Source organism: Streptomyces bicolor (assembly GCF_000719285.1).
GTDB classification, from domain to species: domain Bacteria; phylum Actinomycetota; class Actinomycetes; order Streptomycetales; family Streptomycetaceae; genus Streptomyces; species Streptomyces bicolor.
On the sequence record NZ_JOFS01000002.1, the window covers coordinates 50,166 to 67,085 of the forward strand.

A 16,920-nucleotide genomic window follows, 5' to 3' on the forward strand; every position below is an offset into this window, starting at 1 on the left:
GCACCGAACTGCGGGACCGGCGGTCGGTCGAAAGGCGAAGGGGGATGCGGTGGCGCCGAGGGGGCGTGGGGAGGGGTCTCAGGAGCCGGACGTCACTATGCAGTTGAAAGTGCCGGACTCATTCAAGGCCGATGAGACGGTGCAGTTGCGGGTGCCCGCGCAACGCATATCCGACGATCCCGAGCAGGACACCAAAAGCGAATCAACAATATCCGACACAGCTTCTCCCGAGGTTGCGGGGGCATCGGATCGAATACGTGGCGACAATACGGCCGATCAGCCGCATGGCCGTAGAAATCGGAACCCTCGTAAAGCCCCCCGCCCGCCCCTCGCCCCCCGCCTGGTCGCAGCCCTCCGCCTGGCGCCCCTGCTGGCCGTCCTCGCCCCGCTGATCGCGCGGCTCACGCCGTACGTCCGCCGGATGCGGCCGCAGTACCCCCGGCCCGGACGTACCGGCTGGCGCCGGTGGGTGCCCTCCTGGCGGCAGTCGGTCGGCGCGTCGCTCGTCGGAGTCGGGCTCAGCGGCCTCTTCCTCGCCGTCGCCTACGCGGCCACCGACATCCCGGACAACCTCAACTCGTACGCCACCCAGCAGGACAACGTGTACTTCTGGGCCGACGGGACGCCCATGGCCCGCACCGGCTGGGTGCAGCGGCAGGCGATGCCGCTGGAGGACATTCCCGAGGACGTCCGCTGGGCGGTCCTCGCCGCGGAGAACGCGAGCTTCTACAGCGACCCCGGCGTCTCCTTCAAGGGCATCACCCGCGCCCTGTTCCGCACGCTCGGCCAGGGTGACACCCAGGGCGGCTCGACCATCACCCAGCAGTACGTCAAGAACGTCTACCTGAACCAGGACCAGACGGTCAGCCGCAAGTTCACCGAGGCCATGATGGCCCTCAAGCTCGACAACCGGATGAGCAAGGACGAGATCCTCGAGGCTTACCTCAACACCAGCTGGTTCGGCCGCGGCACCTACGGCATCCAGCGCGCCGCCCAGGCCTACTACGGCAAGGACGTGAGCAAGCTCAACGCCAGCGAGGCAGCCTTCCTGGCCGCCCTGCTCAAGGGCGCCGGCCTGTACGACCCCACCCTGAGCGGCGCCAACCGCGACCGGGCCGTGGAGCGCTGGTCCTGGACCCTCGACCGGATGGTCGCCATCGGCAAGCTCTCGCAGGCCGAGCGGGCGACGTACAAGACGTTCCCCGAGCCGCTGAAGCGCAACCCGCTGTACGACACCGGTGAGCAGAGCGACTACCTGGTCGAACTCGCCTCCCAGTACGCCAAGAAGGCCGCGAAGATCTCCGACAAGGAATTCGACCTCGGCGGCTACCAGATCTACACGACCTTCGACAAGAAGCGGGAGGACAAGCTCACCGACGTCGTCACCAAGGCGCGCAAGGAAGCGCTGAAGGACCAGCCGAAGATCGCGAAGACCGCGCACTACGGGGCGGCCTCCGTGGCCCCGGACGGCCGGATCCTCGCCGTCTACGGCGGACCCGACCACCGTGAGCAGGGCTACAACGAGTCCAACGCCACCACCGTCCCGGCCGGTTCTGCCTTCACGCCGTTCGTGTACGCGGCCGGCCTGGAGCACGGAGTCCGCAAGACCCGCGACGGGCAGGCGACCCCGGTGACCGGGGACTCCCTCTACGACGGCGACGACGACGTGCCGGTGACCACGCCGGAGGGGCCGTACTGGGACCGCAGCGGCCGCAAGGTGGCCGCCAGCAACGACGGGGACAGGTCCTACGGGCAGATCTCCCTGCACCGGGCGATGGAGCTGTCCGTGAACACGCCGTTCATGCAGCTCGGCATGGACACCGGCCTGGACCGGGTGCGCTCCACCGCCGAGGCCTCGGGGCTGCTGCCCTCCTCCATCGGGGCCCAGGTGCCCGCGCTGTCGATGGGCAGCTCCACACCCAGCGCCATCCGCATGGCCAGCGGCTACTCCACGTTCGCCGCGGCCGGCAAGCACACCGAGCCGTACTCGGTGCGCCGCATCACCCACAACGGCACCGCGGTACCCCTCGACCTGCCCGGTCCGCGCCGGGCGGTCGGCGCCGACGTGGCCGAGGAGGTCACCTCCGCGCTGACCGATGCCTTCCGCACCGCCCACCCCGACGGCGCACCCGCCACCGCGAAGGTGGCCGGGAAGCCCGGGACCACGCCGAACGACACCGCCGCCTGGTACGTCGGTACCTACGAGTCCGTCTCCACGGCGGTCGTCGTCTACCGCATCGACCTCGCCAAGAGCCTTGAGCCACTGCCCCTGAAGGGCATCGCCGGCAGCGGCGACGACAGCGTCCCCTACGGCATCTGGTCCGGTGCCGTGACTCCCGTCGGCTGACCACCGACCCGACAGCACCGTCCCCACCGCTTGAAGAAAGAGCCGCACATGAAGCAACCCTCGGGGCGCCGCCGCAAGTCCCGGGCACCGCGCCGCACCGATGCCCTCCGCCCGGGGTTCCTGACCGTGGCGGCGCTTCTCGTCGTCGCCTCGCTGACGGCGGGCTACCTGGTGCTGAACCGTACGGACAACACCGCGCCGACCGCGTCCTCGGGGGGACGCAAGAAGGCGGCGGAGGCGGACGCCAAGCAGCCGCAATGGGACGGCAGAACCAAGGTCCTCGGGGACGGCTCCACCTCCTACACCGGCCCGCAGAAGGGCCAGTTGAAACCGGAGCCGCTGAAGCCGGGCCAGAAGCCGCCCCAGTTCGTCGTCTTCTCCTGGGACGGCGCCCTGCAGGGCGACGACCAGCTCTTCTCGCACTACCGGGAAGTGGCCGAGAAGTACGACGCCCACATGACGTTCTTCCTCACCGGGATCTACCTCCTCCCCAAGGACAAGAAGACGCTGTACGACCCGCCCCAGCACGACAAGGGCGCCGCGGCGATCAGCTACCCCACCGACGAGCACATCCGCACCACGCTGGAGCAGCTCGGCAAGGCCTGGGAGGACGGGAACGAGATCGGCACCCACTTCAACGGGCACTTCTGCGGCGAGAAGGGCGGCGGCGACTGGAGCGTCGCGGAGTGGAAGAGCGAGATCGACCAGTTCAACTCGTTCGTGGCGAAGTGGAAGACCAACACCGGCTACACCGACCTGCCCCCGCTGCCCTTCGACGTCACCAAGGAGGTCGTCGGCGGTCGCGCCCCCTGCCTCGAGGGCCAGAAGAACCTGCTGAAGGCCGCCGCGGACCACGGCTACCGCTACGACGCCAGCTCCGCGGGCGACTTCCAGATATGGCCCGTCAAGAAGAACGGCATCTGGGACTTCCCGCTGCAGATGCTCCCGTACGAGGGCGGCAAGTACCAGGGCCTGTCCATGGACTTCAACTTCCTCTACAACCAGTCCGACGGCGAGACCGAGGGCGACCCGGCGCTGTACCCCCAGTGGGAGGAGGAGACCTTCAACACCTACATGGCCGGGTTCAACCGTGTGTACTACGGAAGCCGGGCGCCCCTGTTCATCGGCAACCACTTCGAGAACTGGAACGGCGGCATCTACATGCGGGCCGTGGACCGGGCCATCGAGAGCGTGTGCACCAAGAAGGACGTCAAGTGCGTGTCCTTCAAGGAGCTGGCCGACTGGATGGACGTGCAGAAACCGGCGACCCTCGAGCGGCTGCGCACCCTCGACCCGGCCCAGTCCCCGGACTGGTCGACCGTCGTGCAGTGACGTTCCCATAACGTCCTTGGCTCACAGGCGCATCCATCTTCACAGCAGCCACACATGCCATGCAAAGATGCGCTTCCCCGGCCATCCGTCCGCCGGGGGCAAGAGGGGAATCACCAGTGAAGTCAAGGAAACTGAGCCGCACTCGGCGCCGCGCCACCATACTCGGGGCGGCCGCCGCCTCGGTCGTCGCCGGAGCGGCGATGCTGCCCAACTGGAACGCGGGCGCGTCCGTGGTCGACGACCCCACGGTGGACGCCAGGACCAAGGCGACCTTCCAGCGCCTGGCGGACGCGGTCTTCACCGACCGTACGGAGGCCCTGGTCGACGGCGGCCAGGGGGACCGGGACAAGCCGCTGACCGACGGCTTCTCCGGGGACGTCAGCCTGTCCTCCGGCCTGGCCCGCAGCGAGGACGCCGCACGGTCCGCGCTGAACCGGCGCGGGGACATGCTCGCGGAGCTGGGCGAGACGTACAGCACGGGCAGCACCACCGTCACGCTGGACGCCACGCAGGTGAAGGGCCGCAAGGCCAAGGTCGCGGTCACCGAGACCACGACCCTCACCTATGAGCAGGCCCGCGCCGGCGCACCGCGGACCACGGGCTTCCAGGCGCACCACGAGCTGACGTTCAGCGCCGACCGGTACGGAAACTGGCGGCTGACCGCAATCCGCGCGACCGACGAGGGCGAACTCGCGGTCAACCAGACGGCCAGGCCCGCCGCCGAACCCATGACCGCGAGGGCCGGCAGCACGACGCCCTCGGCACCCAAGGCGTCGACGTCGTACCCCGGCCCGGCCAACCCGAAGAACTTCTCCGCGAGCGGCCTGGACTACTCGGCGATGGCCGTCTACGCGAAGCAGTACTGGTCCACCTACAACCCGGCCTACCCCGACTTCAACGGCCAGGGCGCGGGCGGCGACTGCACCAACTTCGTCAGCCAGGCCCTGAAGGCGGGCGGCTGGAAGCACGTCCCCGGCTATGTGTACGACTACACCAGGTGGTTCGGGAACGCCGACATCCAGTCGCACTCGTTCGTCGGCGTCAACGAGTGGTCCTGGTTCGCCCAGAACTCGAAGCGGACGACCAGCCTCGCCAACGTCTACCAGATGGACGTCGGCGATGTGCTCCAGATCGACTTCGACAGGGACGGCTCGAAGGACCACACCATGATCGTCACATCCCGCAGCCGGGGCGTGCCGTATCTGACGTACCACTCCACCAACACCTACAGCAGGTCGGTGGCGAGCATCGTGGCGTCGTACCCGACCGCGTCGTATTACGCGTACCGGACCTGATCCGGTCGGGTTCGGAATCCCTCCCTGGCCGCCGGTGTCGTAACTGGCGGCCAGGGACTGTGTCACCCGATGGCGATGCGTGTCTTCCAGTAATTCGCCGGGGCGATGATCTCGGTGCCGGACCCCGGCACGACCGCGCTCGGGCCGCCCGCGTAGAAGCGCACCGATCCGTCGGACCGCACACCCCAGATGTCGGGGGTGGTACCCGCGTCGCCGTCCGTGTCGGGGGTGCCCATCAACAGCGGGAAGCTGCTGACCGCCCAGCCCGCGGCGCCGTACTCGCTGTCCTCGCCCCCGGCCGAACTTCCGGCATTGCCCAGGGAGGCGAGGCTGACTCCGCCTCCGGAGGCGGCTATGCCCTTGCGGAGCTGGAGCTTGCCCGACGTGTCGGACCGGTAGAGAAGGTCGGTGACACCGTCGCCGCTGATGTCCAGCGCCGTAACGATGTCCCGGCTGGTCCAGCCCGAGGCCCACAGCTTGGTCGCCTGGTCGATGGTCCCTCCGTGGTAGCCGGTGAAGACCCACAACTCGTCGCCGATGGTGGCGAAGAAGTCGGTCCGGCCGTCTCCGCCGGCCAGGGCCTGGCCGCCGTCGCCGACAACCCCCGCCGTCGGGCGAGCAGCCGACGCTCGTGCCGAGTGTCGGCGGGCTACCGGTCCCGGGCGTGAGCGGGGCTCAACATGGCACTGCCGGGAGCCAATTGGGGGCGTGAGCACCTGCGCGTCGCACAGCAAGTTGTCGCCGACGACCGTCCTACGGCCGGATCGCAGGCACAGGGCTGACCAGGGGGCCAACCCTTCACGTCCGTCACCGGGCTCACCGAGGACGGTGGCCAGCGTCGCCCCCGGCGGGGAGCGAAGCTCCCAGCGCCCCACCATCGGCCGATCCCGCCCACGGACGTGCGTCGAGCCTTGAGCGACCACCGACTCAGGATCCGTCGACGGCTGGTGACCGAGCTGACCAGAACCTGCCTTCCGGCGCAGCAAGCCGTCCCGGCGGACGCGCTGATATAGCAGGACGAAGTGCCTGCCGGCGTTCCCCGCCCCGGCGGACGGCCCCCTGCCCGTACCCGACCCCATCCCAGGCAGGCCACCGGCCCAAGATCCCGCCAGCACCTGCGAGGACTGGCGCACGCACGTTCGGAGATCGACTCCGTGGGGTGAAGCCCGGTGTCAGCGCGGGGCAGCCCCGTATGCTGGCCTCGGCAGCCGCATCCCGTCCCGTGGAAGTCCTGATGAGCCCACCCGACGCGGAGTACTCCGGCTACCCACCGCTTCGGCCCCGCGTTTCGGTCGAGGAGCTGCTGGCCGCGAAGAACACCCAGCCGATCCGGTCCCTGGACGATCTCGCGCCGACACCTTCGAGTCGGACGAGGAACTGGAGGAGTTCCTGGCATTCACGTACGCCGAGCGCCACCGCGACGTCGCCTGAGCCGCCGCCATGCAACCCGTCATCCTCGACACCGACGTCGCCTCGCTGTCCCACAAGCGCAAGCTCACCGGCCCGCTCGCAACCCGGCTGATCGGCCGCAAGCCGCTGATCACCTTCGTGACCTTCGGTGAACTGACCAAGTGGACCGAGATCCGCCACTGGGGCACCCGCAGCCGACAGGAACTCGCCGACTGGCTCTCCGGCATCCCGATCCTGCCTGGCGACGAAGCCGTCGCCGCGAGCTGGGGCCGCCTGTCAGCCGCAGGCATCCAGCGCGGACGCCCACGCCCGATCAACGCATGTGGATCGCGGCCTGTGCCCTCACCTACGACCTGCCGCTGGCCACTCTCAACCTCAAGGACTACGAGGACTTCCGAGCCCACCACGGTCTGCGCATCCTCGGCGCGGAGTAGCCGCTCGCCGCAGGCGCAGCCGGACCCGGCTCACAAACGAGGCAGCGGCCCGTGACCAGGCTGACCAGAAACTGGCTGCTGGCTCGTTGGGCTGGATATCCCAACGAGCTATCCAGGGGAACAGGGTCGGCCAGGGGGCTGGCTCTCCGCGCGAATCACCAGCTCGCCGCCGAGTAGTAGCTGGCGTCGCCTCCAGCGGGGAGCGAAAATCCCGGCCCCCCTCCGAGCGGCGACCCCGTCCCGCCCCGCCCCCCGCACTGCCAGACTGGCAGACGCACGAACCTTGCCGCACGCCAGCCGCCTCGGAGGCCTACCGCCGAGCCGCCGCGAGGCCCCAGCCCTGCCTGATTGGTCAAGACCATTGACGGCAGTAGTGACGGCAACAACCAGCCGAGCGGGTGCAGGCCGCGCTCGGAGCCGCCGAGGGCGCCCTTGCGCGGCTGGCCGATGCGCGGGCGACGGTGGCCGATGTCCTGGCTGATGCCCCCGGCGAAGGCGCCGGGTCCGCTCGCGGTGCGGTGGCGGCTCGATGGTGCCGCACTGGGCCGGGGGTGGGTGTGGAGGTGCTCGCGCCCGAGTACCAGCGGATCCTCGCGGTCCTCGCGTTGCCGGAGGCGTCCGACGGGCTGCGGGTGAAGCCGATCGTGGTGCGGCTGGGCTGGGAGACGACGCCGGCCCGGGTCGAGGGTGTGCGCTCGCGGGTGCGGCGGCTGGCCGCGCGGGGCTGGGCCCCGGAGGTGCGGCAGAACGTGTTCGCGGCGGTAAGGGAGACGGTGCCGGTCACTGAGATGTGAGGCCCCGTCTCAGCCGTGCCTGTGGGGCAGCGCCAACCCCGTGATAGATAGCCATCGCCCGGATTTGAACCGGGGTTTCCTCGTCGGGGCGAACCCGAGCGCGGTGTCCTGGGCCGCTGGACGACGAAGGCCAGGCGGAGCGTACCTCCCGAGCACTTGTTCCGCCTTCTGTTTCTCCCGCGGCGGCCCCGGCGCAAGGTCAGTGAGGGTTCAAGGGCGTGCTCTGAAGGCGCCCGGGTGGCGTCCGGGCGAGACGGCCGCTCATGAGCATGGTCATGGACCACAACACCATGGCCTCGTGCATGGTGGGGAGCGTCTCGTAGTCGCGCACCAGACGGCGCGAGCGCACCAGCCAGCTCAGCGTTCTCTCCAGCACCCAGCGCCTCGGCAGCACCACGAACATCTTGCGCAGCCGCGCCTGCCGCGTCCAACTCCCGTGTGCCGCCCTTGGGGGTTCCTCCTTCAAGACGTGTCGTGCACCCTACGGGCCGCCACTGACAACGCAGGGATGGTCGACTTCGGGGATTCTCGGGGTATCCGGACAGGCCAGTTCGGGCTTCGAGCGGTTCGGGGAGCACGTCACCAGTGCCAAGGACAGGTACGAGGGACGCTCGAGGTAGAAGCCCAGTGACACATCCGCGCCTGACTCCAGCCGCTTGGCAACGGAGTTGAGCAGCACGGCCAGACGGCTGGGACCACGGTCCCTCTCCGAGGCGAACCGGGGCGCGTACTCCGCCAACCGTTCGCCGAGCCAGGTCGCCGCGTCCTTCGGTTCATCCCACGTGCCACGAACCAGTGAGCGCGGCTTGATGAGCCAGTACGCGGTTTCCAGCGGCGGCAGATCACCGGTCGGAAACTCAGCTGCTACTTCCCGGTAGCGCTGGATCAGTTCTGGCTTGCTTCCAGCCGGCGGCGGTTCGGGACTCCTGATCGAAGCACTCTCTCGTCCCGGTCCACAGCTAGCCGTGATGGTGCACCAGTCGTTCCCATTCGGGATGTTGGGAGTTGAAGGGGAGGCCGGTCGGCCCACCCGGTGGAGAAAGGGGAGGGGGAGGTTGACCGGAGGGGGAGGTCAGACGGACACGCCGAACCGCGCCGGGTCGATGACAGCCGGGTCCAGCTCCGCCGTGGTGAACCGCAGCGGTGTTGCGTCCGACCGCTTGCTGTCACCTTCACTCGAGCGAGTGTGCCTCGTGCTCAGAGCCTCGCGTGCACCGCGTGCGCGAGGAAGTCCGCCCAGGTGGTGGGTGGGAATGTGAGGTGGGGTCCGGTGGGCGTTTTGGAGTCGCGGATGTGGATGGTGGTGGGGGTGGTGGCTATCTCGACGCAGTTCGAGGCGTCGGGGCTGTAAGTGGACTTCTTCCAGTGGAGTTCGGACACGGTTACCTCAGACGGTCTGGGCGATGCGGTGGATCAGGTCACGGGACTCTGCGGGTTTGAGGGCGTTCGCCTCCATGCGGTCGAGTACGAGGCGGTACTTCTCCAACTGGGCCTCCGCGTCCAGGAACTCGCAGCCGTGGTGGGTGTCCAGTTGAACAGTGTCGAGCTGTGGAACCGGCCCCGCCAGATAGTCGACGGACTGTCCGGTGCCGGGAAAGGAGCCCTTGCCGAACGGGATGACCCTTACGGTGATGTGGTCCAGCTCGCTCATGTCCAGGAGGTGCTGGAGCTGAGCGCGCACGGTGGCGGGGCCGCCGTACCCCATGTGCAGCGCGCACTCGTGGATCACTGCCGTGTACGGGGGCGGGTCTTCGCGGTGGAGGATCCCCTGTCGCTTGATCCGGTGGCTGACGCGATGTTCGATCTCGTACTGCCGCAGTTCAGGCACCGCCTCTTTGAAGAGGGCACGGGCGTGGTCGGTCGTCTGGAGCAGAGCAGGGATGTGAATGACCAGGGCGACGCGCAGGGCCGTGGCGTGGTGTTCCAGCTCGGCGAGGTCGATGAGGCCGACCGGCAGGTGATCGCGGTAGCTGTCCCACCAGCCGCGCGTCTGGCGTTGCGCCATAGCGGCAAGGGCATCCACGAGGCGGGGATCTCCGCAGTCGTAGGCACGTGCGAGTGAGCGGACGCGGTCGGCACTGAGGGGGCTGCGCCCTGTCTCGATCATGCTGACCCGCCCTTGGTTGACGCCGAGCTTTGCGGCTGCGCCGGTGGCCGTCAGCCCCCCTCGCTCGCGAAGCTTGCGCAGCTCAGCACCCAGACGCCGTTGTCGCAGGGTGAGTGTGCTGACGGGTGGCACGGGGCCTCCTTTCCGGCCGCGGCGCGGCGTTCGGGTACCTCACACGAGGTAATCGCTGATGCATTTCCCAGGATTCGCTGAGAAGTATCTCAGTAGCGCGCTAGCGTAGCGCTGCATCGCCCAACTCCCCGCGCCCATAAGCCGGAAGCGCACCACCCCAGGCAATGCCACCGCCGAGCACGGCAGTTGAGCGAACCCCACCCCCCTCCCTGTGAGACTCCTGGAGGTTTCCATGCGCACCGTATCCCCGGCCGACACCTGGGTGTACGCCCTCCGTCTGCCCCACGACCCCCGCGCGGCACGGGTCGCACGTATGACCGTGCGGTCGGTGCTGAGCGGCCACGGGAGACTTGAAGTCCTGGACGTCGTCGAGCTGCTGGTCTCCGAGATGGTCTCGAATGCCTACCGGCACACCAACGGCCCCGCGTCCCTACGCCTGACCGCCCTGAGCGACGGGCGACTGCGGGTGGGCGTCTGGGACACGAGCCCCTACATCCCCGCCCCTTTCGATCAGCCGCCCGGCATTCGCCGCCCGCCCGCACCTGCGGACGCCCTCGGTGGGCGTGGGCTTCTCCTCATCCAGGAGTACGCCGACTGCTGGGGCGGCGTAGCCCTCGGTGAAGGACTTCTCGACCGGGGTGCTGGGAAGCTGCTCTGGTTCGAGGTGGGTGGGAAGCGGGTGCGGGACGTGGCCGCATGATCCGCAAACCGGCACAGCATCCCCCGTGGCAAGGTTCCACCAAGATCCTGTGAAGCACGCCCACCCAGGTACCGACTGTCAGACCCCCATGGAACACTGACCGAGTTGCGCAAGTGAACGGGGTGGCCCAACGGGCGGAGCGGCCCAAGTGGTCGGTGGGGAGCGGACGGCGATGAGCAAGCGGCAAGTGCAGAAGATGCTGCAGTTGATGGCGAGCGGGGAACCGGTCGAACTCACCAGCCCCCTGGCCTCGGTGAAGAAGCTCGCCACGCTCGCCTTCATCGCCCAGCAGTTCGGGTACGAGTACGTGGACGTACGGCAGAGCGCCGGGCGCAACAACGCCCTCGTCATGCTGATCGCGCCCGACCCCAGCCCCCACGCCCGCGCCCGTGCCGCGCAGAACTGGGCGCAGTACCCGAACGCCGGCGATGGGGTGTCCGTACCGCCCCTCGTGCCCGACGCCTTCGAGCTCCTCAAGGCTCGCATCAACTTCGATCTCACCGGCAAGAGCGCCGAGAAGCGGATGGGCTACGGGGCCATCGGCCTCACCATCGGCGCCGGCATCATCGGAGTGCGGCTCGGCGGGGACGCCGGTGCCTGGCTCGCGGCGTTCATCACGTGGGCGCTCTTCATGGCGATCATCGGCTTCGGCTTCGCCTTCAACCGCAAGCGCAACGCCAAGTTCGCGGCCCGCCTGCAGGCCGCCGGGTTCACGCCGGTCACCGACGAGACCGGGCGGGTGCGCTACCTGCCGCCCGGCGCACAGCTGCCGGGACACGGCAACCCCTTCGCGTCCGGACCCTACGGTCACCAGGCCGCCGGGCCGTACGGCCAGCCCGCGGCGCCGGGTGCGTATCCAGCGCAGCCCGCGGCGCCGGGTGCCTATCCGGCTCAGCCCGCCGCCCCGGCCCCTGGTCCGTACGGCAATCAGCCCGCTCCGGCTCCCTACGGCGCTCCCCAGAACCCGGACCCGTACGCCCCGCCGCAGCAGCCCCAGCCTTCGTACGGCCAGCCGCAGCCCCAGCCGCCGTACGGCCAGCCGCAGCCCCCCTACCAGCCACAGCCCCACCCCCAGCAGCAGAACCCCCAGCAGCCTCAGCGGCCCCACCCCCAGCAAAACCCCCACTGGCAGCCCCCACAGCGCTGACCTAGGGGCGTTCCCTTCGCCCCATATATCCTTCCTTCCTGGGGCACCTCCATCCGTCCCCACATCCCGCCCTCATACAGCGACGTATATAGGGACGGCCAACCCAACCTCTCATCGGCCCTCCCCGCCGGGTGAGAGCAAAGTTCCTTTCCGGTCACCCGGTGCCACAGACCGGAAACGCGCCCTCCCTACCTTCGGGATCAGCCACTCGAAAAGCGCGACCGAGCCCCGAAGACCGTGGAGGCGTCATGACAGCCCCTAGCACAGCCCCCGCCTCGAGCAGGGGAGGCCGCTGGATAGACCACTGGGACCCCGAGAGCGAGACCTTCTGGAACGAGACCGGTGAGAAGGTAGCCCGCCGGAACCTGTTCTTCTCCGTCCTCTCCGAGCACATCGGGTTCTCGATCTGGACCCTGTGGTCCGTGATGGTGCTCTTCATGGGACCGGAGTACGGGCTCACCCCGGCCGACAAGTTCACGATCGTCTCGATGGCCACGCTGGTCGGCGCCATCGTCCGCGTGCCCTACACCTTCGCCGTCGCCGTGTTCGGCGGCCGGATGTGGACGGTGATCTCGGCGAGCCTGCTGCTCCTGCCGACGGTCGCCGCGTTCGCCGTGATGGAGCCGGGGACGTCGTTCACCACGTTCCTGCTGTGCGCGATGCTGGCCGGTGTCGGCGGCGGAAACTTCGCCTCCAGCATGACCAACATCAACGCCTTCTTCCCCCTCCGTAAGAAGGGGTGGGCGCTCGGGCTCAACGCCGGCGGCGGCAACATCGGTGTGCCCGTGGTGCAGCTCGTCGGTCTCGCGGTCATCGGCGCCAGCGGGGGCCCGCGCGTGCTGCTCGGGATCTACATCCCGTTCATCGTGATCGCCGCCGTCCTCGCGTGGTTCAAGATGGACAGCATCTCGTCCGTCAAGAACGACACCGGCGCGGCCAAGGACGCCGTGAAGGACGCCCACACCTGGATCATGTCCTTCCTCTACATCGGTACCTTCGGATCCTTCATCGGGTACAGCTTCGCCTTCGGCCTCGTCCTCCAGACCCAGTTCGGCCGTACGCCGCTGGAGTCCGCGTACGTCACCTTCATCGGCCCGCTGCTCGGCTCCCTGATCCGCCCCCTGGGCGGCTCGCTCGCCGACCGGTTCGGCGGCGCGAAGATCACGCTGTGGAACTACGTCGCCATGGCCGCCGCGACCGCGGTCATCATCGTGGCCTCGATGGAGAAGTCGCTGGCCCTGTTCACCACCGCGTTCATCGCCCTGTTCGTCCTGTCCGGCCTCGGCAACGGCTCGACGTTCAAGATGATCCCCGGCATCTTCCACAACAAGGCCCTCGCCAAGGGACTCACCGGTGACGAGGCCGCCGCGTACGGCCGCCGCCTCTCCGGCGCCTCCATGGGTCTCATCGGCGCGGTGGGCGCGCTCGGCGGACTCGGCATCAACCTCGCCTTCCGCCAGTCCTTCCTCACCGTGGGCTCCGGCACCGGCGCCTTCGTCGCCTTCCTCGCCTTCTACGGCGCCTGCTTCGCGGTCACCTGGGCCGTATACCTTCGCCGCCCGGCGGCCTCCGAGACCCACGCCACATCGGCGACCGAGGCAAAGCCGCAGCTCAGCTACGCCGAGGTGTGACGTAACACTGCCGACATGAAGCCGAACCGAGCCTGTCACGCACCGTTGACAGGCTCGATCGGCATGCAGGTGCGAGCACCATCGGAAATAGCCACCCGGTATGCGATCACCTGGGCAAGCACCACAACTCGAGTGCGGGACGAGAGTTATGTACGACGAACAGCAGCAACCGGAACACGGGCCGCTCGCGGGGTTCACCGTGGGCGTGACCGCCGCGCGCCGGGCCGACGAGCTCGGGGCGCTGCTTCAGCGTCGCGGCGCCGCCGTTCTGCACGCCCCTGCCCTGCGCATCGTGCCGCTCGCCGACGACAGCGAGCTGCTCGCCGCCACCAAGGAGATCATCCAGCGGACGCCGGACGTCGTGGTCGCCACGACCGCGATCGGCTTCCGGGGCTGGATCGAGGCCGCCGACGGGTGGGGACTGGGCGAGGACCTGCTGGCCAGGCTGCGCGAGGTCGAAATGCTCGCGCGCGGGCCGAAGGTCAAGGGCGCGGTACGGGCCGCCGGGCTGACCGAGGACTGGTCGCCGTCCAGCGAGTCCATGGCCGAGGTGCTGGACCGGCTGCTGGAGGAGGGCGTCGACGGACGCCGTATCGCCGTACAGCTGCACGGTGAGCCGCTGCCCGGGTTCGTGGAGGCGCTGCGGGAAGGGGGAGCCGAGGTGCTCGGGGTGCCGGTCTACCGGTGGCTGCCGCCGGAGGACATCGGGCCGGTCGACCGCCTGCTGGACGCCACCGTCTCCCGCGGCCTGGACGCCCTCACCTTCACCAGCGCCCCGGCCGCGGCGTCCCTGCTGTCGCGGGCCGAGGAACGCGGGTTGCTGCCCGAAGTGATCTCCGCCCTTCACCACGACGTCCTTCCGGCCTGCGTCGGTCCGGTCACCGCGCTGCCGCTGCAGGCCCACGGAGTCGACACGGTCCAGCCCGCGCGCTTCCGGCTCGGGCCGCTGGTCCAGCTGCTGTGCCAGGAGCTGCCCGGCCGGGCCCGGTCGCTCCCGATCGCCGGGCACCAGGTGGAGATCCGGGGTCATGCGGTTCTGGTCGACGGGGTGCTGCGGCCCGTGCCGCCCGCCGGTATGTCACTGCTGCGGGCGCTGTCCCGGCGGCCGGGGTGGGTGGTGGCTCGGGCGGATCTGCTGCGGGCGCTGCCGGGCGCCGGGCGCGATGAGCATGCGGTGGAGACGGCGATGGCTCGGCTGCGGACGGCTCTCGGGGCGCCGAAGTTGATCCAGACGGTGGTGAAGCGGGGGTATCGGCTGGCGCTGGATCCGGCGGCCGACAGCAAGTACGCGGACGTGTGAGTCAGGCACCCGGCGTTGGTGCCGCCCTCGCTGGGGGCTCGCAGCCCCCAGACCCCCGCTTCGGCCTGAACGGCCTCGTCCTCAAACTCCCCCAGATGGGGTGCCCCCAGACGGGCCGGAGCTGCTCGACCGGCGCTGACTACCCCCGTATCCCACCAGCGCCCTCGCCAAGCACCCCAACGCAACCGTCGACAACACCCCCCGCACCACATTCCACGCCACCCACGGACCCTCGAACTCCTCCCGCTGCGCCCCCGGATCACCACCCCCCTCAAGCCCGTCGTTCAGCGGGATGTTGAAGGCGACCGTGACCAGGAAGGCCAGGCCGTACGCCACCGCCGCCGCCCACACCCACCGCCGGTACGGCGTCCCGCGCAGCCGCCATGCCGAGACCCCCGTCAGCACCAGCGCCCCGAGGAAGCCCAGGAGGAACACCGGGTTCTGGATCACGTCGTTGATGTCGCGCATGACCTCGACGTACACCCGGTCCTCGCTCCGCGCGAGCCCCGGCATCACCGCGCAGGCGAACACGTAGAAGGCCCCGGCGATCAGGCCCATCGCGACGGTGGCCGCGCCCAGTACTGCTCCGGCGACTGTGTTGTTCCGTGTCATGCCGTCCAGTCAACGGGCCAGACCGCGCCCCGAACATGGCCGTCACGCGCAGGCCCATATGCGGTCGTCCAGGGCCCGCCGACCGGTACGAGGGGTTCCGGCCCCGGGAGCGGGCAGGCACTGTTAGAGGGAACGGTTCCCCAGCCCTCCTCACGGCACCTCACCGACCCCTCCTGACCGGGGTGACTCCTAGGCGGTGACAGGCACATGGCACTGGGTACGGCCACGGACGCGTACGAGCTGCGGTTCGACGCCGGGCGGATCTGTCTGGATCTTCTCGCGACCACGCATCCCGAGGAACACCTCGACTCCCTCGAGGTGTTGTGCGCCTGGATCACCGGCGCCGGCCTCGTCCCACCGGGCACCTCGCTCGCTCACGCCGACGCCTCCTGGCTCGTCGCCTTCCGTGAACTGCGCGGACGCCTAGGGCAGTTGGTGCGGGGAGGTCTCGCCCCCGAGCCCTGGCCGTCGTACGACATCGCGCTCGCCCGGGTGAACGACATCGCCCTCGCCGCACCACCGGCACCCCGCGCCGTACGGAGTGAAGACGGCACCCTCGTACGGGAGTTGGACCGCCCACCCGAGTGCTGTGCCCTGCTCGGTGCCGTCGCCCGGGACGCCGTGGAACTGCTCACCGACCCCGTCGCGCGGGCCGCGCTGAGGGAGTGCGAGGGCGACAACTGCCCGATCGTCTATCTCGACACCTCCCGGGGGCGCAGGAGGCGCTGGTGCTCCAGTGAGGTCTGCGGGAACCGCGAAAGGGTCGCCCGGCATCGCCGGCGCGCGGCTCTCTCGCGCGCCTGACAGTCCGTTATGTGGCTTCTGTGGGTTGGCTGTCGAAGTGATTTCGATTACATCTCGTTTACCTACGCACCCGTAGGGAAGCAGCGAATCGATCTTGCCGATGTGGTGGAAATGTAAAGATCGCACGGTGGGAATGTGCTGTCATGTCCCGCTCGTCACGTCACTCCGCAGAAAACTGTCGCCTCACTTTGAACATCCAACGCGCCGCTTGCGTACGGGTGGTCGAGCGACCGACTGGGGGAACCCCCGGACATCGGAGGTGGGCGTGCGCAAGGATTCCGTCGTGGCCAATGAACGTGGATCGAGGGCCCGACATCGCATGTCCCAGCCCTCGGAACCTGATGAGGAGCTGATGCGTGCGCTGTACAGAGAGCACGCCGGACCTCTCCTTGCGTATGTCCTTCGGCTGGTCGCCGGTGATCGGCAACGAGCAGAGGACGTCGTGCAGGAGACGCTCATCCGTGCCTGGAAGAACGCCGGACAGCTCAATCGAGCGACCGGATCGGTACGCCCCTGGCTGGTGACGGTCGCGAGGCGCATCGTCATCGACGGCCACCGCAGCCGGCAGGCCCGGCCGCAGGAGGTCGATCCGTCGCCGCTGGAGGTCATCCCCGCGGAGGACGAGATCGACAAGGCGCTGTGGCTGATGACGCTGTCGGACGCACTCGACGACCTGACCCCCGCACACCGGGAGGTGCTGGTCGAGACGTACTTCAAGGGGCGTACGGTCAATGAGGCGGCGGAGACGCTGGGCATACCCAGTGGCACCGTCCGCTCCAGGGTCTTCTATGCCCTGCGGTCGATGAAGCTGGCTCTGGAGGAGCGGGGGGTGACGGCGTGATGAGTGTTTACGGGGGAAACCAGGGATTCGGGAT

At 69.0% G+C, this 16,920-nt stretch carries 16 protein-coding genes, 1 tRNA gene and 1 pseudogene; 10 read left to right on the top strand and 8 right to left on the bottom strand.

The window, feature by feature from the left end; translation table 11 throughout:
• The first annotated feature begins 97 nt into the window (after positions 1-97).
• From IF78_RS0102360 to IF78_RS0102370, 3 genes are all read left to right on the top strand, one after another.
• Positions 98-2,347, top strand: a complete 2,250-nt coding sequence (locus tag IF78_RS0102360) for a transglycosylase domain-containing protein (RefSeq protein ID WP_199921363.1) — start codon at positions 98-100, stop codon at positions 2,345-2,347.
• A 48-nt stretch (positions 2,348-2,395) separates the two neighbouring features.
• Entirely contained in the window at positions 2,396-3,679 is a 1,284-nt protein-coding gene (locus IF78_RS0102365) for a polysaccharide deacetylase family protein (protein ID WP_031478254.1), read from the top strand.
• Positions 3,680-3,795: 116 nt separating this feature from the next.
• Positions 3,796-4,974 carry an amidase domain-containing protein gene (locus tag IF78_RS0102370; RefSeq protein ID WP_234439750.1) on the top strand — a complete coding sequence of 393 codons (1,179 nt, stop codon included), beginning with the start codon at positions 3,796-3,798 and terminating at the stop codon, positions 4,972-4,974.
• Between the two features lie 62 nt (positions 4,975-5,036).
• Here the strand turns inward: IF78_RS0102370 and IF78_RS50605 are convergent, their stop codons facing one another.
• Complete coding sequence (locus tag IF78_RS50605) at positions 5,037-5,852, bottom strand: FG-GAP repeat domain-containing protein (RefSeq protein ID WP_199921364.1); 816 nt, start codon at positions 5,850-5,852, stop codon at positions 5,037-5,039.
• A 385-nt stretch (positions 5,853-6,237) separates the two neighbouring features.
• A complete protein-coding gene (locus tag IF78_RS49085) occupies positions 6,238-6,564 on the bottom strand; it encodes a hypothetical protein (RefSeq protein ID WP_199921365.1) in 327 nt (108 codons plus the stop codon).
• An 811-nt stretch (positions 6,565-7,375) separates the two neighbouring features.
• Here IF78_RS49085 and IF78_RS49405 point away from each other — a divergent pair.
• Complete coding sequence (locus IF78_RS49405) at positions 7,376-7,612, top strand: hypothetical protein (RefSeq protein ID WP_234439751.1); 237 nt, start codon at positions 7,376-7,378, stop codon at positions 7,610-7,612.
• Positions 7,613-7,661: 49 nt separating this feature from the next.
• On the opposite strand, the gene IF78_RS48235 is transcribed toward IF78_RS49405, so the two are convergent.
• The 5 genes and pseudogenes from IF78_RS48235 to IF78_RS0102400 all read right to left on the bottom strand — a co-directional run bounded on the left by IF78_RS48235 (position 7,662) and on the right by IF78_RS0102400 (position 9,851).
• Positions 7,662-7,743 (bottom strand) — tRNA-OTHER (locus IF78_RS48235).
• A 68-nt stretch (positions 7,744-7,811) separates the two neighbouring features.
• The gene (locus IF78_RS0102390) at positions 7,812-8,078 is read right to left on the bottom strand and encodes a transposase (RefSeq protein ID WP_158751248.1); all 267 of its coding nucleotides are present in this window, start codon (positions 8,076-8,078) and stop codon (positions 7,812-7,814) included.
• 15 nt (positions 8,079-8,093) lie between these two features.
• Positions 8,094-8,571: pseudogene (locus IF78_RS49410) on the bottom strand (hypothetical protein).
• Positions 8,572-8,809: 238 nt separating this feature from the next.
• A complete protein-coding gene (locus IF78_RS45635) occupies positions 8,810-8,992 on the bottom strand; it encodes a DUF397 domain-containing protein (RefSeq protein ID WP_078662278.1) in 183 nt (60 codons plus the stop codon).
• A gap of 7 nt (positions 8,993-8,999) precedes the next feature.
• Positions 9,000-9,851, bottom strand: a complete 852-nt coding sequence (locus IF78_RS0102400) for a helix-turn-helix domain-containing protein (RefSeq protein ID WP_031478263.1) — start codon at positions 9,849-9,851, stop codon at positions 9,000-9,002.
• A gap of 232 nt (positions 9,852-10,083) precedes the next feature.
• On the opposite strand from IF78_RS0102400, the gene IF78_RS0102405 reads away from it, so the two are divergent.
• The 4 genes from IF78_RS0102405 to IF78_RS0102420 all read left to right on the top strand — a co-directional run bounded on the left by IF78_RS0102405 (position 10,084) and on the right by IF78_RS0102420 (position 14,629).
• Positions 10,084-10,551 carry an ATP-binding protein gene (locus IF78_RS0102405; protein WP_037639496.1) on the top strand — a complete coding sequence of 156 codons (468 nt, stop codon included), beginning with the start codon at positions 10,084-10,086 and terminating at the stop codon, positions 10,549-10,551.
• Between the two features lie 172 nt (positions 10,552-10,723).
• The gene (locus IF78_RS0102410; RefSeq protein WP_031478266.1) at positions 10,724-11,698 is read left to right on the top strand and encodes a hypothetical protein; all 975 of its coding nucleotides are present in this window, start codon (positions 10,724-10,726) and stop codon (positions 11,696-11,698) included.
• Between the two features lie 248 nt (positions 11,699-11,946).
• Positions 11,947-13,329 carry a nitrate/nitrite transporter gene (locus IF78_RS0102415; RefSeq protein WP_031478267.1) on the top strand — a complete coding sequence of 461 codons (1,383 nt, stop codon included), beginning with the start codon at positions 11,947-11,949 and terminating at the stop codon, positions 13,327-13,329.
• Between the two features lie 148 nt (positions 13,330-13,477).
• Positions 13,478-14,629: a uroporphyrinogen-III synthase gene (locus tag IF78_RS0102420; RefSeq protein ID WP_031478269.1), complete on the top strand. Its 1,152-nt coding sequence runs from the start codon at positions 13,478-13,480 to the stop codon at positions 14,627-14,629.
• A gap of 81 nt (positions 14,630-14,710) precedes the next feature.
• Here the strand turns inward: IF78_RS0102420 and IF78_RS0102425 are convergent, their stop codons facing one another.
• Positions 14,711-15,241 carry an anthrone oxygenase family protein gene (locus IF78_RS0102425; RefSeq protein WP_078662279.1) on the bottom strand — a complete coding sequence of 177 codons (531 nt, stop codon included), beginning with the start codon at positions 15,239-15,241 and terminating at the stop codon, positions 14,711-14,713.
• 207 nt (positions 15,242-15,448) lie between these two features.
• On the opposite strand from IF78_RS0102425, the gene IF78_RS0102430 reads away from it, so the two are divergent.
• Together IF78_RS0102430 and IF78_RS0102435 are read left to right on the top strand one after the other, a co-directional pair.
• Positions 15,449-16,045, top strand: a complete 597-nt coding sequence (locus IF78_RS0102430) for a CGNR zinc finger domain-containing protein (RefSeq protein ID WP_031478272.1) — start codon at positions 15,449-15,451, stop codon at positions 16,043-16,045.
• A 319-nt stretch (positions 16,046-16,364) separates the two neighbouring features.
• Positions 16,365-16,886, top strand: a complete 522-nt coding sequence (locus IF78_RS0102435) for a sigma-70 family RNA polymerase sigma factor (protein WP_010039908.1) — start codon at positions 16,365-16,367, stop codon at positions 16,884-16,886.
• Positions 16,887-16,920 lie beyond the last annotated feature (34 nt).

Coding starts and splice junctions, on each gene's coding strand:
- IF78_RS0102360 (WP_199921363.1), top strand. CDS start 98: ATGCAGTTGAAAGTGCCGGACTCATTCAAGGCCGATGAGACGGTGCAG.
- IF78_RS0102365 (WP_031478254.1), top strand. CDS start 2,396: ATGAAGCAACCCTCGGGGCGCCGCCGCAAGTCCCGGGCACCGCGCCGC.
- IF78_RS50605 (WP_199921364.1), bottom strand. CDS start 5,852: ATGGTGGGGCGCTGGGAGCTTCGCTCCCCGCCGGGGGCGACGCTGGCC.
- IF78_RS0102405 (WP_037639496.1), top strand. CDS start 10,084: ATGCGCACCGTATCCCCGGCCGACACCTGGGTGTACGCCCTCCGTCTG.
- IF78_RS0102410 (WP_031478266.1), top strand. CDS start 10,724: ATGAGCAAGCGGCAAGTGCAGAAGATGCTGCAGTTGATGGCGAGCGGG.
- IF78_RS0102415 (WP_031478267.1), top strand. CDS start 11,947: ATGACAGCCCCTAGCACAGCCCCCGCCTCGAGCAGGGGAGGCCGCTGG.
- IF78_RS0102420 (WP_031478269.1), top strand. CDS start 13,478: ATGTACGACGAACAGCAGCAACCGGAACACGGGCCGCTCGCGGGGTTC.
- IF78_RS0102425 (WP_078662279.1), bottom strand. CDS start 15,241: ATGACACGGAACAACACAGTCGCCGGAGCAGTACTGGGCGCGGCCACC.
- IF78_RS0102430 (WP_031478272.1), top strand. CDS start 15,449: ATGGCACTGGGTACGGCCACGGACGCGTACGAGCTGCGGTTCGACGCC.
- IF78_RS0102435 (WP_010039908.1), top strand. CDS start 16,365: ATGTCCCAGCCCTCGGAACCTGATGAGGAGCTGATGCGTGCGCTGTAC.